Source organism: Micromonospora chaiyaphumensis, assembly GCF_900091435.1.
In the GTDB taxonomy this organism is placed as follows: domain Bacteria; phylum Actinomycetota; class Actinomycetes; order Mycobacteriales; family Micromonosporaceae; genus Micromonospora; species Micromonospora chaiyaphumensis.
In genome coordinates this window covers 175,136-190,479 of sequence record NZ_FMCS01000004.1, presented here as the reverse complement: position 1 = coordinate 190,479, position 15,344 = coordinate 175,136, and the positions used below count along the sequence as shown (strand labels likewise).

12 protein-coding genes are annotated in these 15,344 nt (G+C 75.1%); 7 read left to right on the top strand and 5 right to left on the bottom strand.

Annotation, left to right across the window (positions count from 1 at the left end; all coding sequences use genetic code 11):
• Nucleotides 1-10 precede the first annotated feature (10 nt).
• Complete coding sequence (dapE, locus tag GA0070214_RS12885) at nucleotides 11-1,084, top strand: succinyl-diaminopimelate desuccinylase (protein WP_091262455.1); 1,074 nt, start codon at nucleotides 11-13, stop codon at nucleotides 1,082-1,084.
• Nucleotides 1,085-1,138: 54 nt separating this feature from the next.
• Here dapE and GA0070214_RS31835 read toward each other — a convergent pair whose 3' ends face one another.
• On the bottom strand, nucleotides 1,139-1,300 hold the full coding sequence (locus GA0070214_RS31835) for a hypothetical protein (RefSeq protein WP_167364265.1): 162 nt from the start codon (nucleotides 1,298-1,300) through the stop codon (nucleotides 1,139-1,141).
• A gap of 156 nt (nucleotides 1,301-1,456) precedes the next feature.
• On the opposite strand from GA0070214_RS31835, the gene GA0070214_RS12880 reads away from it, so the two are divergent.
• The 6 genes from GA0070214_RS12880 (at nucleotide 1,457) to GA0070214_RS12855 (ending at nucleotide 11,878) form a co-directional block, all read left to right on the top strand.
• A complete protein-coding gene (locus tag GA0070214_RS12880; RefSeq protein WP_091262453.1) occupies nucleotides 1,457-2,317 on the top strand; it encodes an LOG family protein in 861 nt (286 codons plus the stop codon).
• A gap of 2 nt (nucleotides 2,318-2,319) precedes the next feature.
• The gene (locus tag GA0070214_RS12875) at nucleotides 2,320-2,865 is read left to right on the top strand and encodes an LOG family protein (RefSeq protein WP_091262451.1); all 546 of its coding nucleotides are present in this window, start codon (nucleotides 2,320-2,322) and stop codon (nucleotides 2,863-2,865) included.
• A 143-nt stretch (nucleotides 2,866-3,008) separates the two neighbouring features.
• Complete coding sequence (locus GA0070214_RS12870) at nucleotides 3,009-6,539, top strand: ATP-dependent helicase (protein WP_091262449.1); 3,531 nt, start codon at nucleotides 3,009-3,011, stop codon at nucleotides 6,537-6,539.
• Nucleotides 6,536-10,000 carry an ATP-dependent helicase gene (locus GA0070214_RS12865; protein WP_091262447.1) on the top strand — a complete coding sequence of 1,155 codons (3,465 nt, stop codon included), beginning with the start codon at nucleotides 6,536-6,538 and terminating at the stop codon, nucleotides 9,998-10,000. Before GA0070214_RS12870 ends, GA0070214_RS12865 begins: the two co-directional genes overlap by 4 nt.
• A gap of 201 nt (nucleotides 10,001-10,201) precedes the next feature.
• Nucleotides 10,202-10,405, top strand: coding sequence for a transcription antiterminator/RNA stability regulator CspE (gene cspE, locus GA0070214_RS12860; RefSeq protein ID WP_013288421.1), 204 nt, complete (start codon nucleotides 10,202-10,204; stop codon nucleotides 10,403-10,405).
• Nucleotides 10,406-10,615: 210 nt separating this feature from the next.
• A complete protein-coding gene (locus GA0070214_RS12855; protein ID WP_091262445.1) occupies nucleotides 10,616-11,878 on the top strand; it encodes a DEAD/DEAH box helicase in 1,263 nt (420 codons plus the stop codon).
• 235 nt (nucleotides 11,879-12,113) lie between these two features.
• Here the strand turns inward: GA0070214_RS12855 and GA0070214_RS12850 are convergent, their stop codons facing one another.
• Genes GA0070214_RS12850 through GA0070214_RS12835 form a run of 4 tightly spaced genes read right to left on the bottom strand, consistent with a single transcriptional unit; the run spans nucleotide 12,114 to nucleotide 15,276 of the window.
• Complete coding sequence (locus GA0070214_RS12850; RefSeq protein WP_091262442.1) at nucleotides 12,114-12,557, bottom strand: RrF2 family transcriptional regulator; 444 nt, start codon at nucleotides 12,555-12,557, stop codon at nucleotides 12,114-12,116.
• Between the two features lie 4 nt (nucleotides 12,558-12,561).
• A complete protein-coding gene (locus GA0070214_RS12845; RefSeq protein WP_091262440.1) occupies nucleotides 12,562-13,446 on the bottom strand; it encodes an ABC transporter permease in 885 nt (294 codons plus the stop codon).
• The gene (locus GA0070214_RS12840) at nucleotides 13,436-14,215 is read right to left on the bottom strand and encodes an ABC transporter ATP-binding protein (protein ID WP_091262438.1); all 780 of its coding nucleotides are present in this window, start codon (nucleotides 14,213-14,215) and stop codon (nucleotides 13,436-13,438) included. The genes GA0070214_RS12845 and GA0070214_RS12840 overlap by 11 nt, the downstream gene beginning before the upstream one ends.
• Nucleotides 14,212-15,276: an ABC transporter substrate-binding protein gene (locus GA0070214_RS12835; RefSeq protein WP_091262436.1), complete on the bottom strand. Its 1,065-nt coding sequence runs from the start codon at nucleotides 15,274-15,276 to the stop codon at nucleotides 14,212-14,214. Before GA0070214_RS12835 ends, GA0070214_RS12840 begins: the two co-directional genes overlap by 4 nt.
• Nucleotides 15,277-15,344: the final 68 nt, after the last annotated feature.

Sequence of the window (15,344 nt, the reverse complement as noted above, 5' to 3'; positions counted from 1 at the left end):
CGTGCCACACATGCAGAACCCGTTGACCCCCGAGGTCTTGGCCGATCCGGTGGCGCTGACCCGCGCGCTGGTCGACATCGAGTCCGTGTCGCTCAACGAGAAGGCGATCGCCGACTGCGTCGAGGAGGTGCTGCGGGGCGTGCCGCACCTCACCACCTACCGGCACTCCAACACGGTGATGGCGCGTACCGACCTGGGCCGGCCGCAGCGGGTGGTGCTCGCCGGCCACCTGGACACCGTGCCGCTCAACGACAACTTCCCGTCGACCATGCGCGGCGATCTGATGTACGGCTGCGGCACCTCCGACATGAAGTCCGGCGTGGCCTTCGCGCTGCACCTGGCGGTGACCCTGCCGGACCCGCGCTACGACGTGACCTACCTCTTCTACGAGGCCGAGGAGATCGAGTCGAGGTACAACGGCCTCACGCTCGTCTCCCAGGCGCACCCGGAGTGGCTGGCGGCCGACTTCGCCCTGCTGCTGGAGCCGACCTACGGGATCGTGGAGGCGGGCTGCCAGGGCACCATGCGGGCGATCGTCACCACGCACGGCGAGCGGGCCCACGCGGCCCGGTCCTGGCACGGGGTGAACGCCATCCACGGCGCCGGCGAGGTGCTGCGGCGGCTGACCACGTACGAGGCGCGCCGGGTGACCATCGAGGGCTGCGACTACCGCGAGGGCCTGAACGCGGTGCGGATCACCGGCGGGGTGGCGGGCAACGTCATCCCGGACCGCTGCGACATCGAGATCAACTACCGGTACGCCCCGGACCGTGACCCGGCCGCGGCCGAGGCGCACCTGCGCGAGGTCTTCGCCGGCTTCGACCTGGCGGTCACCGACGCGGCGGCCGGCGCGGCGCCGGGGCTGGACAACCCGCCGGCGCAGGAGTTCCTGGCCGCGGTCGGCGCCGCCCCGATCGGCAAGCTGGGCTGGACGGACGTGGCGCGGTTCGCGGCCATGGGCATCCCGGCGCTGAACTTCGGCCCCGGCGACCCCAACCTGGCGCACCACAAGGACGAGCACGTCGAGCTGACCAAGATCCGTGACGGCGCGGCCACCCTGCACCGCTGGCTCGCCTCGTCCTGATCACGCGACCGGGGGCCCGCGTCGGTGACGCGGACCCCCGGGCCGGCCGGACCGTCAGAGCGTGGTCGTCAGCGGGGTCTCCGTCTCGGTGGTCTCGCCGGTGAGGTCGGTGTGGTGGGCTTCCATCATCCGGGCGCGGCGGCGCTCGGCCACCACGTCGCGGATCCGCCGCTGCATCTGCCGGCGGATCCGGATCATCTCGCTGTTGCTGATCAACGCTGGCTCCTCCCCCGAAGGCGCGTCGCCCGGGCATACCCGGTATGTGAATAGTAAGACGTACGAGCGAGCCATTTAGTTGCCCTTGATCACGAAGAATTTCTCCGGGCCGCCCGCCTCCGCACCGCGCCGCCCCGGCTCCACTACGGTGGCCCCATGAGCCAGAGCAACGGGCCGGGCCGCGGGCCGAGCGGGGAACGGCACCGGGGTGCCGTCACGCTGCGCAACCAGGCCATCCCGACCAGCACCGCCGACCAGCGGCTGCTCGACTCCCGGGGCCGGGGCGACTGGAAGACCAAGGACGCCTGGCGGGCGCTGCGCATCCTGTCCGAGTTCGTCGAGGGCTTCGACACCCTCGCCGACCTGCCGCCCGCGGTCAGCGTCTTCGGTTCGGCCCGCAGCAAGCCGGAGAGCCCCGAGTGCCGGCTGGCCGAGGAACTGGGCGGCGCGCTGGCCCGGGCCGGCTACGCCGTGATCACCGGCGGCGGGCCGGGTGTCATGGAGGCGGCCAACCGGGGCGCCGGCGAGGCGGGCGGGCTCTCCGTCGGGCTCGGCATCGAGCTTCCGTTCGAGCAGGGCCTCAACGACTGGGTCGACCTGGCCATCGACTTCCGCTACTTCTTCGCCCGCAAGACCATGTTCGTCAAGTACGCCCAGGCGTTCGTGGTGCTGCCCGGCGGCTTCGGCACCATGGACGAGCTCTTCGAGGCGCTCACCCTGGTGCAGACCGGCAAGGTGACCCGTTTCCCCGTGGTGCTCATGGGCGTCGACTACTGGCGGGGCCTGCTCGACTGGCTCCGGGACACCATGGCCGCCGACGGCAAGATCGGCCCGAACGACCTGGACCTGATCTGCGTCACCGATGACGTCAACGAGGCGGTCCGGCACATCGTGGAGGCCGAGGCCGTGCTCTCGGCCGAGCAGGAGGCGATCCGCGAGGACGCGGTCGCGCGGGTCGCCGCCGACCAGCGGGCCGCCGCGGAGGCCGCCCCCGAGGGCCCGGCGGAGCAGGGCTGAGCATGGCGAACGTCTGCGTGTTCTGCGCGTCCTCGCGTACCCTCGACGCCCGCTGGCTGGACCTGGCCACCGACACCGGCGCGGAGCTGGCCCGGCGCGGGCACACGCTGGTCAGCGGCGGCGGGTGCGTGGGGATGATGGGCGCGGTGGCCGACGGGGCGCGCGCCGCCGGCGGCCGCACCCTGGGTGTCATCCCGCAGGCGCTGGTCGACCTTGAGGTCGCCGACCTGGCCTCCGACGAGCTGCTGATCACCGACGGGATGGCCAGCCGCAAGACTCTGATGATCGACAAGTCGGACGCGTTCGTCGCGCTGCCCGGCGGGCTCGGCACCCTGGACGAGCTGTTCGAGGTCTGGACCACCGCCACGCTGGCCCTGCACGCCAAGCCGATGGTGCTGGTCGACGCCGACGGCTTCTACCGCCCGTTGCTCGACTGGCTGCGCACCCTGGCCGACCGCCACTTCCTCAAGCCTGCCGGCCTGGACCTCCTCCTGGTGGCGCCCACCGTCCAGGAAGCCCTCGACCTCCTGGACCACCGCCTCACCTGACCCGCCGCCCCGGTCCGGCGATCATGAGGTTGACGGCGAAGTCGATCTCCTTGAGTGCCGCCAACCTCATGATCGGCGGGAGTCGGGGGTGCGGGGCGGCGGCGGGTTTTCTGGTGTCGTACCGGCGTGGTGGGATGTCGGGGATGCAGGCGTATCGGCTGGTGCGCCGGGCCGGCGAGGCGGGGACGGGGGTCTCCCGCGACGCCGGGGCGGGGCAGGGGGGTGGTCGGTCCGGTGGGCCGGCCGAGACGGAGCCGCGATCCGGGGGGTCCGCGGGCGATGCCGCGCACCCGTCTCCGCGCCGGCCGGACCCGGTGCAGGCCGAGGTCGTCGCGCACACCGACGGGCCGATGCTGGTCGTCGGCGGGCCGGGCACCGGCAAGACCGCCACCCTGGTCGAGGCGGTCGCCGCCCGGGTGGCCGAGGGCGTCGACCCGGAACACGTCCTGGTGCTCACCTTCGGCCGGCGGGGCGCCACCGACCTGCGCCACCGGATCGAGGCGCGGATCGCCGGCGACGGTCACCGGGTCGTCCGCGAGCCGCTGGTGCGCACCTTCCCGGCGTACGCCTTCGGGCTGCTCCGCCGGGCCGCCGCCGAACGCGGCGAACCCTCGCCCCGGCTGCTCACCGGCCCCGAGCAGGACCTCATCATCCGCGAGCTGCTCGACATCGTGGGCGAGGAGCCGGAGGACGATCCGGTCGGCTGGCCGGAGGACCTGCGCCCGGCCCTGCGCACCCGGGCCTTCGCCCAGCAGCTCCGCGACCTGCTCATGCGCGCCGCCGAGCGGGGCGTCGGCCCGGTGGAGCTGGCCCGGCTGGGCGAGAAGCTGGGGCGCGCCGACTGGCCGGCCGCCGCCCGCTTCCTCCGTGAGTACGTGGCCGTCCTCGCCCTGCGCGACGTGAGCAACCGGGGCTCGATCGCGTACGACCCGGCCGAGCTGGTCCGGGCCGCCACCGGCATGCTGCTCGACGACCCGGAGCTGCTGGCCGCCGAGCGCCGCCGGCTCGCCCACGTCTACGTCGACGAGCTGGCCGACACCGACCCCGCCCAGCTCGACCTGCTCGCCGTGGTCGCCGGCGGCGGCAAGCCCCTGGTCGCCTTCGCCGACCCGGACTCCTCCACGTACGCGTTCCGCGGCGCCGACCCGGCCGGCGTGACCACCTTCCCGCACCGGTTCCGCACGGCCTCGGGCGCGCCGGCCGCCCAGGTCACGCTGACCACCTCCTACCGGGCCGGGCCGGAGCTGCTGGCGGCCACCGCCCGGCTGGCCCGCCGGCTGCGCGGCCCGGCGGCGCACCGGCGGCTGCGTCCCCTTCCCGACGCCCCGCCGGCCACCGTGGACGTCCGCACTTTCCGCTCGGCCACCAGCGAGTCCGCCTGGCTGGCCCACGCGCTGCGCGAGGCGCACCTGCTCGACGGGGTGCCGTGGTCGCGGATGGCGGTGCTGGTCCGCTCCACCGGCCGGCAGCTGCCCTCGCTGCGGCGCGCCCTGCACACCGCCGGGGTGCCGACCGTGGTGCACGGCGAGGACCTGCCGCTGCACCTCCAGCCCGGCGTGGCACCGCTGTTGCTCCTGCTCCGCTGCGCGCTCGAACCCGACCGGCTCGACGAGGAGTCGGCGGTCGCCCTGCTGCACTCGCCGCTGGGCGGCGCGGACCCGCTCGCCGAGCGGCGGCTGCGCCAGGGGCTGCGCGCGCTCGCGCTGGCCGCCGGTGACCGCCGCCCCTCCGGCGAGCTGATCGTCGAGGCGCTGCGCGACCCGGCCGAGCTGGCCACCGTCGAGCGGCGCTGGGCCGCCCCGGCGCAGGCCGTGGCGCACCTGCTGGACACCGCCCGGCAGGCCGCCGCCACCCCCGGCGCGACCGCTGAGGACGTGCTCTGGGCGGTGTGGCGGGAGAGCGGCCTCGCCGAGCGCTGGGCCGGGGCGATCACCCGCGGCCGGGCGGCCACCGGGGAGCACGAGACCGCGCAGCGCTGGCGGGCCGAGGCCGCCGACCGCGATCTCGATGCCGTCATGGTCCTCTTCGACGCGGCGGCCCGGTTCACCGACCGGCTGCCCGGCGCGCGCACCGAGGTCTTCCTCGACCACGTGCTCGGCCAGGAGCTGCCGGCCGACACGCTCGCCGCCAGCGCCGACCGGGGCGAGGCCGTACGCCTGCTCACCGCGCACGCCGCCAAGGGCCTGGAGTGGGACCTGATCGCGATCGCCGGGGTGCAGGAGGGCGTCTGGCCGGACCTGCGGCTGCGCGGCAGCCTGCTCGGCTCGGAGCGGCTGGTCGACGTGCTGGCCGGGCGGGCCGACGGCGCCGGGCTGCGGGCCAGCCTGGTCGGGCAGACCTCGGCGCTGCTGGACGAGGAGCGCCGGCTGTTCCACGTCGCCGTCAGCCGGGCCCGGCGCCGGCTGCTGGTCACCGCGGTCGCCTCGGCGGCGGTCGGCGGCGACGACCACGAGGAGCAGCCCAGCCGCTTCCTGCACGAGCTGGCCGCCACCGACCCGCCCGCGATCGGCGGGGGCGGCACGACCCCGCCCCGCCCGGACCCGGAACCGCGCCCGAGCGGCCCGGAGAGGCGCGGCCCGACCGACGGTGCCGCGCTGACCGTGGCGCCGGCGTCGGACGGGCCGGTGCCGACGGGGGGTGAGGACCACGAGGATGGGCCGCCCGGCGTACTCCCGGTCACCCTGCCGCCGCGCGGGCTCACCCTGTCGGCGCTGGTGGCCGAACTGCGTACCGCGATCACCGATCCGGCGGCACCGGTCACCCGGCGGCGCGCCGCGGCGGCCGAGCTGGCCCGGCTGGCCGCCGCGGGGGTGCCCGGCGCGCATCCGGACGACTGGTGGGGGCTGCGCGGCCTGTCCGACGACCGCCCCCTGGTCGACGACGGCGAGCCGGTGCGGGTCACCCCGTCGGCCATGGAGAGCGCCCTGCGGTGCAGCCTGCGCTGGCTGCTGGAACGGCACGGCGGCAGCGCCCCGGCCAGCGCGGCGCAGGGCGTCGGCAACCTGGTGCACGCCGCCGCCATGCTGGCCGAGGACGCCAGCGTCGACCGGACCGCCCTGCTGGAGTACGTGGCCGCCCGGTTCGACGCCATCGAGCTGGCCGCCCGCTGGATGGTCGGCCCGGAACGGGCCCGCGCCGAGGCCATGGTGGACAAGCTGCTGCGCTGGCTCGCCGGCAACCCGCGGCGGCTGCTCGCCATCGAGCACGAGTTCGCGGTCCGCCTCGACGACCCGCACCGGCCGGTCGAGCTGACCGGCCGGGTCGACCGGCTGGAGGTCGACGCCGAGGGGCGGCTCGTCGTGATCGACCTGAAGACCGGCAAGTCCACGGCGGTCACCGAGCGGGAGGTGGCCGAGCACCCGCAGCTCGGCGCCTACCAGGCGGCCGTGGAGGCGGGGGCGTTCGCCGAGTTCGGGGAGGAGTCCGGGGGCGCCGCGCTCGTGCAGCTCGGCACCGGCGCCAAGGAGGCCAAGGAGCAGGCCCAGGCCGCGGCCGGGGAGGGGCCCGAGGCCGGCTGGGCCACCGCGCTGGTCCGGCGCACCGCCGACACGATGGCCGCCGCCACCTTCGCCGCCGTCGCCAACTCGAAGTGCCGGGTCTGCCCGGTGCGCACGAGCTGCCCGGTCTCCGGGCAGGGCCGCCAGGTCGTCGAGCCGCCCACGGAGCACCCATGACGACCCAGCCGACGCTTTTCGGCGCCACCGCCACCCCGACGCCCCGGACCGCCGACGCCGGCCCCCGCTACACCCCGGTCGAGCTGGCCAAACTGCTGCGACTGCCGGCGCCCACCCGGGAACAGGCGGCGATCATCGCCGCGCCGGTGGAGCCGCTGCTGGTGGTCGCGGGCGCCGGCTCCGGGAAGACCGAGACGATGGCCGCCCGGGTGGTCTGGCTGGTCGCCAACTCCTACGTGCGCCCCGAGCAGATCCTCGGCCTCACCTTCACCCGCAAGGCGGCCGGCGAGCTGGCGCACCGCGTCCGCACCCGGCTCGACCAGCTCATCCGCCGGCTCGGCCGGCAGGGCCGGGACCCGCACGAGGACCCCCTGGCCGGTGAGCCGACCGTGTCCACCTACCACTCGTACGCGGGCCGGATCGTCACCGAGCACGGGCTGCGCGCCGGCTACGAGCCGACCACCCGCCTGCTCACCGAGGCGTCCCGCTGGCAGCTCGTCGACCTGCTGGTGCGCAACTACGACGGCGACATGTCCGAGGTGGACCGGATGCCGTCGACCATCACCGACGCGGTGCTCGCCCTGGCCGGCGAACTGGACGAGCACCTGGTCGACCCGGACGAGCTGGCCGCCTGGACCGGCCGGTTCTTCGCCGAGGTGCAGTCCCGCCCGGGGCGGGTCTACGCCGACGTGCGCAAGGCCCTCCAGCTCCAGCGGACCCGGCTGAAGCTGCTGCCGCTGGTCCGCGCGTACGCCCGGCGCAAGGACGACTTCGAGGCCATGGACTTCGCCGACCAGCTGGCCCGGGCCGCGCGGGTGGCCCGCGACCACCCCGGTGTCGGGGTGATCGAGCGGGACCGGTTCCGGGTGGTGCTGCTGGACGAGTACCAGGACACCAGCCACGCCCAGGTGGTGCTGCTCAACGCCCTCTTCGGCGGCGGCCACCCGGTCACCGCGGTGGGTGACCCCTGCCAGTCCATCTACGGCTGGCGCGGGGCCAGCGCCGGCACGCTCGACCGGTTCCCCACCGAGTTCGCCCGCACCGACGGCGCCCCCGCCGAGGTGCTCAGCCTCACCACGAGCTGGCGCAACCGACCGGAGATCCTCGGCGTCGCCAACGCGCTGTCGGTGCCGCTGCGGGCGGCCGGCGCCCGGGTGCCCGAGCTGCACGCGGCACTCACCGTCCGCGACCCCATCCCGCACCGCAGCCCCGGCGGGCAAGCCGCCGGCACGGTGCACTGCGCGCTGCTGGAGACGTACGCCGACGAGGCCGACTGGATCGCCGACAGCGTGCTGGCGGCCTGGCGCGGGGCGGCCGGGATGCCCGAGGCGCTGCCCGAGCACATCCCGGCGCACCGGCGCCCGACCACCGCCGTGCTGGTCCGGCTGCGCAGCCAGATCCCGGCTCTCGAGGCGGCGCTGCGCGCCCGCGGGCTGCCCGTCGACGTGGTCGGCCTGGGCGGGCTGCTGGACACCCCCGAGATCCGGGACGTGGTCTGCACGCTGCGGGTGCTGGCCGACCCGACGGACGGGGCGGCGCTGCTGCGGCTGCTCACCGGCGCGCGCTGGCGCATCGGCCCGCGCGACCTGGTCGCGCTGCACCGGCGCGCCCGGGCCATCGCGCGGGCCCGGCGGGAGGTGACCGGCGACGACGGGCCGGAGATCACCGTGGACGCGCTGGACGAGGCCACCCTCGTCGAGGCGCTGGCCGACCTGGGGCCGGCGCAGGCGTACTCGGCGGAGGGGTTCGCCCGGCTGCGGTCCTACGGGATGGAGCTGGCGCTGCTGCGCTACCGGTTGGACCAGTCGCTGCCGGAGCTGATCGCGGACATCGAGCGGACCATCGGCCTGGACGTGGAGGTGGCGGTCCGGGCCGGCCGGGACGGCGCCGGCGACGCCGGCCTGGCCCGCGCGCACCTGGACGCGCTCGGCGACGTGGCCGCCCGGTTCAGCGGCGAGACGCCCGGCGCCACGCTGGCCGGTTTCCTCGCCTACCTGGCCGCGGCCGAGGACGAGGAGCGCGGCCTCACCCCGGGCGAGGTGGAGGTGGTGGAGGGCGCGGTGCAGATCCTGACGGCGCACGCCGCCAAGGGTCTGGAGTGGGACGTGGTGTCGGTGGCCGGGCTGACCCGGGGCGTCTGGCCGGGGCCGGTGCGCAACTCCGACCACTGGCTGGGCGGGCTCGGCGTGCTGCCCTTCCCGCTGCGCGGCGACGCGGACGGGCTGCCCGAGCTGGCCCTTGAGGGTGCGGACGACCAGCGCGGGGTGGCCCGGGCGGTGGAGGACTTCACCGACGCCTGGCGGGCGCACGACGAGCGGGAGGAGCGCCGGCTGGCGTACGTGGCGGTGACCCGGCCCCGCCGGCTGCTGCTCTGTTCCGGCTACTGGTGGGGGGAGGCGACGAAGAAGTTCCGCGGCCCGTCGGTCTTCCTCCGCGAGGTGCACGACGCCTGCCTGGCCGGCGGCGACGGCCACCTGATCGACGCGTGGGCGCCCGAGCCCGCCGGGGACGCGGTCAACCCGACCACCGAGACGGTGCTGCGGGCGGAGTGGCCGGCCGACCCGCTCGGCGCCCGCCGCCCCGCGCTGGCCGAGGCGGCCGGCCTGGTCCGCCGCCACCTGGCCGACCCCGAGGCGGCCCGCCGCGAGGAGGCCCTGCTGGCGGCCGCCCCGGCACCGGCCGGGGACGCCGAGACGCCGGGGCCCGTCGACGCGGCAGAGACGCGGCCGCCCGTCGAGGACGCCGAGGTGGCCCGCTGGCGGCGGGAGGCCGACCTGCTCCTGGCCGAACGGGCCGAGCTGGCCCGGCGGGCCGAGGCCGTCGAGGTGGAGCTGCCCGGGCACCTGTCGGTGACCCAGCTCGTGGCGCTGCGCCGTGATCCCGAGGCGCTGGCCCGGACGCTGCGCCGGCCGATGCCCACCGAACCCAACCCGTACGCCCGCCGGGGCACCGCCTTCCACACCTGGCTGGAGCAGCGCTTCGGCGCCGACCGCCTGCTCGATGTGGACGAGCTGCCCGGCGCGGCCGACGACGACGCCGCGCCGGACGACGCGCTGACCGAACTCCAGGAGCGCTTCCTGGCCAGCGAGTGGGCCGACCGGGTGCCGGTGGAGGTGGAGGTGCCCTTCGCCACGGTGATCGCGGGCGTGGTGGTCCGGGGCCGGATGGACGCCGTCTTCGCCCGCCCCGGCGGCCGCTACGACGTGGTCGACTGGAAGACCGGCCGGCAGCCCACCGGGCGGGAGGCCGAGGCGGCGGCCGTGCAGCTCGCCGTCTACCGGCTGGCCTGGGCCGAGCTGACCGGGGTGCCGGTCGAGCGGGTGGGGGCCGCCTTCCACTACGTCCGGGACGGGGTGACCGTCCGCCCGGCCGACCTGCTCGACGCCGCGGGGCTGACCGCGCTGGTCGCCGCGGTGCCGGAATTTCCGGCAGACGGCGCGGCGTTGCAGAGATCGTGGTAGGTTAGGCGCGTTGCAGTTTTGGTTTCCAGAGACTCTGTGTGCGCCTGGCGGATTGTGGCCCCAGGCGCTCTTTGTTGTGTCCGGAGTTCTCCGGGCGGGGCGACCAGCAGCGACAGGTACGCCGCGCACTCGCGCGCGGTGTGCTCCTCTTCGGTCCGCAACAGGTGCGGGTCCGAACGTTCCGTCAAGGAGACGAAACACATGGCAATTGGCACCGTCAAGTGGTTCAACGCTGACAAGGGCTTCGGCTTCATCACCCCGGACGACGGCGGCGCCGACGTCTTCGCCCACTTCTCGGCGATCCAGACCTCCGGCTACCGGAGCCTGGACGAGAACCAGCGGGTCGAGTTCGAGGTGACCCAGGGCCAGAAGGGCCCGCAGGCGGAGAACATCCGTCCGCTCTGATCTTCGGATCAGCCAGTAACACCCATCGCGCCCCCCGGGCGCGGTGACGGGCCGGTCCGCTGCGCCGCCCACCCGCTCCGCGGGACGTGGCGTGCTGTGGCGGGCCGGCCCGTACCTTTCGGTTCGTGCTTGTGACCACCGGTGACGCCGGTGACGCGCCGCTCCCGGCGCCCTTCCTCGACACGTGCCGCGTCGAGGAAGGCTTTCCGCATGACCATGACCATGTCCACCTTCGCCGCCACCGGCCTGGCCCCGGCGCTGGTCACCGAGCTGGCCGCGCAGGGCATCACCGAGCCGTTCCCGATCCAGGCGGCGACCCTGCCGGACTCGCTGGCCGGCCGCGACGTGCTCGGCCGTGGTCGCACCGGCTCGGGCAAGACGCTCGCCTTCGGGCTGCCGTTGCTGCACCGCACGGCCGGTCGCCGGGCCGGCTCCCGCCGCCCGCTGGCGCTGGTGCTGGTGCCGACCCGCGAGCTGGCCCAGCAGGTCACCGCGGCGCTCACCCCGTACGCCCGGGCACTCGGGCTGCGCTGCGCCACCGTGGTCGGCGGGCTCTCCCTCCAGCGGCAGGCGGACGCGCTGCGCGCCGGCGCCGAGGTGCTGGTGGCCACCCCGGGCCGGCTGCACGACCTGATCGACCGGGGTGACGCCCGGCTCGACCAGGTGGCCGTCACGGTGCTCGACGAGGCCGACCAGATGGCCGACATGGGCTTCCTGCCGCAGGTGACGAAGTTGCTGGAGCAGGTCGCGCCGAACGGCCAGCGGATGCTGTTCTCGGCCACCCTGGACGGCGGCGTGGACAAGCTGGTCCGCCGCTTCCTGAGCAACCCGGTGTCGCACTCCGTCGACCCGGGCACCGCCACGGTGACCGCCATGACCCACCACGTGCTGCATGTCGAGGCGGAGGACAAGCCGGCCGCGCTGGCCCACATCGCCGCCCGGGAGGGCCGCACCATCCTGTTCATGGCGACCAAGCACCGGGCCGACCGGGTCGCCCGCCAACTGCTCGCCAAGGGGGTACGCGCCGCCGCCCTGCACGGCGGCAAGACCCAGCCGCAGCGCACCCGGATCCTGGAGCAGTTCCGCACCGGCCAGGTCACCGCCCTGGTGGCCACCGACGTGGCGGCCCGGGGCATCCACGTCGACGGGCTGGACCTGGTGGTCAACGCCGACCCGCCGACCGAGGCGAAGGACTACCTGCACCGGGGCGGGCGGACCGCCCGGGCGGGGGAGTCCGGCACCGTGGTCACCCTGGTCCTGCCGGAGCAGCGCCGGGACGTCTCCCGGCTGATGACCGTCGCCGGCATCACCCCGCACACCGCCCGGGTGCGCCCCGGCGACGAGGAGCTGGCCCGCGTCACCGGCGCCCGCCAGCCCACCGGTGTCCCGGTCAGCCTCACCCCGCCGCCCGCGCCGCACCCCGCGCCGGCCTCCCGGCCGTCCCGGTCCCGCCGCCCGCGCCGCCGGGGCTGATCCTCCGCGCCGGCCTCCCGGCCGTCCCGGTCCCGCCGCCCGCGCCGCCGGGGCTGATCCTCCGCGCCGGCCTCCCGGCCGTCCCGGTCCCGCCGCCCGCGCCGCCGGGGCTGATCCTCCGCGCCGGCCTGGCGGGCGGCGGTGTCCGGCGTGCCGGGACGCCGCCGCCCGCCGAGCCGGGGTCGATCGGTCCGGGCCGCGTCGCACCCGCGGCCCGGTTCCGGCCGGACGATGGTCAGGACGCCGCGGCGCGGTCGGCCAGCAGGTCGGCGAGGGTGGTGCGGTCGACCACCAGGGCGATCGCGCCGTCCACCGCCAGCCACACGTCCCGCAGCCCGGCGGCCACCCCGTGGTAGCCGGCCCGGTCGGCGGGCATGCCCCGGACGCTGGTCAGCGCGCCGCCAACCGCCCGCAGCACGTCGCCCACGCTGATGTCGGCGGGTGGGCGGGTGAGCGCGTACCCGCCCTCGGTGCCGCGGTGGCTGTGCAGCAGCCCGGCCCGGCGCAGGTCGAGCAGGATGCCCTGGAGGAAGCTGAGCGGGATGTCCTGGCGCTCGGCCAGGCTCGCCGCCTTGACCAGCTCGCCGCCCCCGTACCCCCCGTCGCCGGTGGACCCGGCGGCGTCGGCGACGGCGAGCATGGCCCGGAGCGCGTAGTCGGCGCGCGCGGAGACGTACACGGCCTCAGTTGCCGGCCTGGTCCAGCACGCCCCAGCGGCGGCGGATCGCCTTGTCGGCCGCGCCGAACGCGGCGTCCACCAGCAGGCCCACCACCAGGATCACGATCATGATGGCCATCAGCCGGGGCGCCTCGCTCAGCTCCCGGGCGTAGGTGAGCTGCGCGCCGATCGACGTCCGGGTGGCGATGACCACCAGCAGCTCGCCGGCCATGAGACTGCGCCAGGCGAACGCCCAGCCCTGCTTGAGTCCGGCCACGATGGCCGGCAGCGCGGCGGGCGCGATCACGTACCGGTAGAGGTTCAGCCCGTGGGCGCCGAGGTTGCGGCCGGCCCGGACCAGCAGCGGCGGCACGTAGTCGACGCCGTGGATGACGCCGTTGGCGACCGAGGGCGCCGCCCCGAGCACCACCACGAAGAAGATCGCCTGCTCGCTGAGCTGGAAGAGCAGGATCGCGAGGGGGAACCAGGCGATCGACGGCATGGTCTGCAACGCGGTGATCATCGAGCCGAGCGCGGCGCGGAGCACCTTCACCCGGGCCACGGCCAGGCCGAGCAGCAGGCCCACCGAGACCGCGGCCGCGAAGCCCACGGCGGCGCGCCGGGCGGTGGTGGCCAGGCCCTCCCAGAGCGCCGAGCTGACCAGGTAGTGGCCGAGATCCTCGAAGACCACCGCCGGTCCGGGCAGCGCCCACGGATCCTTCCAACCGGTCCAGACCACGGCCTGCCAGAGGGCGATGGCCAGGGCGAGGGCGGCCAGCTTCGGCCAGAGCGCGGACCAGCCGCGGCGCAGCCGGGACGGCGCCTTCTCCTGGCCGGCGATCTCCAGAGCGTCCAGACCGGAGATCTCCGCGTCGGTGCGCGGGGAGCCGGCGAGCGTGTCACTGGCCATGGCGGCCCACCTCCGTACGCAGCCGGTCGGTGACGTCGGCGGCGATGGCCGCGATCTCCGGCGAGTCGATCCGCCGGGGTCGCGGCACGTCGACCTCGGTGGAGTAGATGATCCGGCCGGGCCGGCTGGAGAGCAGGATGATCCGGTCGGCGAGCCGGGCCGCCTCGCGGACGTTGTGGGTCACGAAGATCACGGTGAGCTTCCGCTCGGACCAGATCCGTTCCAGCTCGTCGTGCAGGATGTCCCGGGTCATGGCGTCGAGCGCGCCGAACGGCTCGTCCATCAGCAGCACCGGCGTGTCCAGGGCGAGCGTGCGGGCCAGCGCGACCCGCTGCCGCATGCCGCCGGAGAGCTGGTGCGGGCGCTTGCGGCCGAACTCCGACAGGTGGACGGTGCGCAGCAGTTCCGCGACCCGCGCCCTGCGCTCCGCCCGGGGCAGCCCGCGCAGCTTGAGCGGCACCTCGACGTTGCCCTCGACGGTGAGCCACGGGAACAGCGCCGACTCCTGGAACATCAGCCCGGGGTTGACCCCCTCGCCCAGGTCGATCCGGCCGCCGCTGACCCGGTCCAGCCCGGCGACCAGGTTGAGCAGCGTGCTCTTGCCGCAGCCGGACGCGCCCACCAGGCAGACGAACTCGCCGGGGGCGACGTCCAGCGAGACCCCGTCCAGTGCCAGGACGGCCTGTTCGCCCTGGCCGTACACCTTGGTCACGCCGCGCAGCGCGACCGAGCCGGTCGCGCTGCGCGGGGTCGTCGTGGTCGACGTCACGGCTGGACGACCTCGGCCTTGCCCTGGGCCTTGAGCACCTCGTTCAGGTACTTCAGGTCGTAGAGGCCGTTCAGGTCGACCGGCTGGGTGAGCCCGACGGCGACGGCGTGGTCCAGGCCGGTCTTCAGCGAGGCCGGGATCGGGTCGTTGGTGAACTCCAGCGTCGGCCAGGCCTGCTTGATCAGCTTGAGGTCCAGCGGCTTGCCGGTGATCTTGCCGATGTGGTCGGAGATGGCCTGCTGGGCCTCGTCCGGCTTGCTGTTGACGAACTCGTTGGCCGCGACCTGCCCCTCGACCAGCTTCTTCACCACGTCCGGGTGGGCCTTGAGGAACTTGGTGCTGACCAGCAGGTTGGTGATGACGAACTTCTTGTCCGGCCAGAGGTCGCGCTCGTCGACCAGCACCTTGCCGCCCGCGTTGATCAGCCGGGAGACGAAGGGCTCGGGCACCCACGCGCCGTCGATGGCGCCGCTGCCGAAGGTCTCGACGGTCTGCGCGTTCTCCTGGGGGACCACCTTGACGTCGCCGCCGCCCTCCTTGGTGGTCTGGAGGCCCTTCTCCTTGAGCCAGTAGCGCAGCGCGACGTCCTGGGTGTTGCCGAGCTGCGGGGTGGCGATCTTCTTGCCGCGCAGCTGCTCCACCGAGGTGATCTCCGGCTTCACGACCAGCGCGACGCCGCCGGACGCGGCGCCGGACACGACCCGGACCGCCTCGCCCTTCGACTTCGAGAAGGCGTTCACGGTCGGGTTCGGACCGATGTACGTAGCGTCGAGCGCGCCGGAGAAGACCGCCTCGATGGCCGCCGGACCGGCGTTGAAGGTCTTGGTCTCCAGCGTGACGTCGCCGCCCAGCTTCTCCTTGAAGATGCCCTTCTCCACGCCGACGACGGCCGGCGCGTGGGTGATGTTCGGGAAGTAGCCGAGGCGCAGCGTCACCGGACCGGAGCCGCCGGCGGCTCCGTCGCTGTCGTCGCCGCAGGCCGCGGTGGCGCCCAGGGTGGCCGCGCCGACCACGGCGAGGGTGGCCAGGGTGACCAGGCGGCGGAAGGGGAGCCGTCTCATCGTGTATCCAATCCGCAGTATTCCTACTTAGTTGGTAGGAAGACTGGGGCAGGCGACGGGCGGCGTCA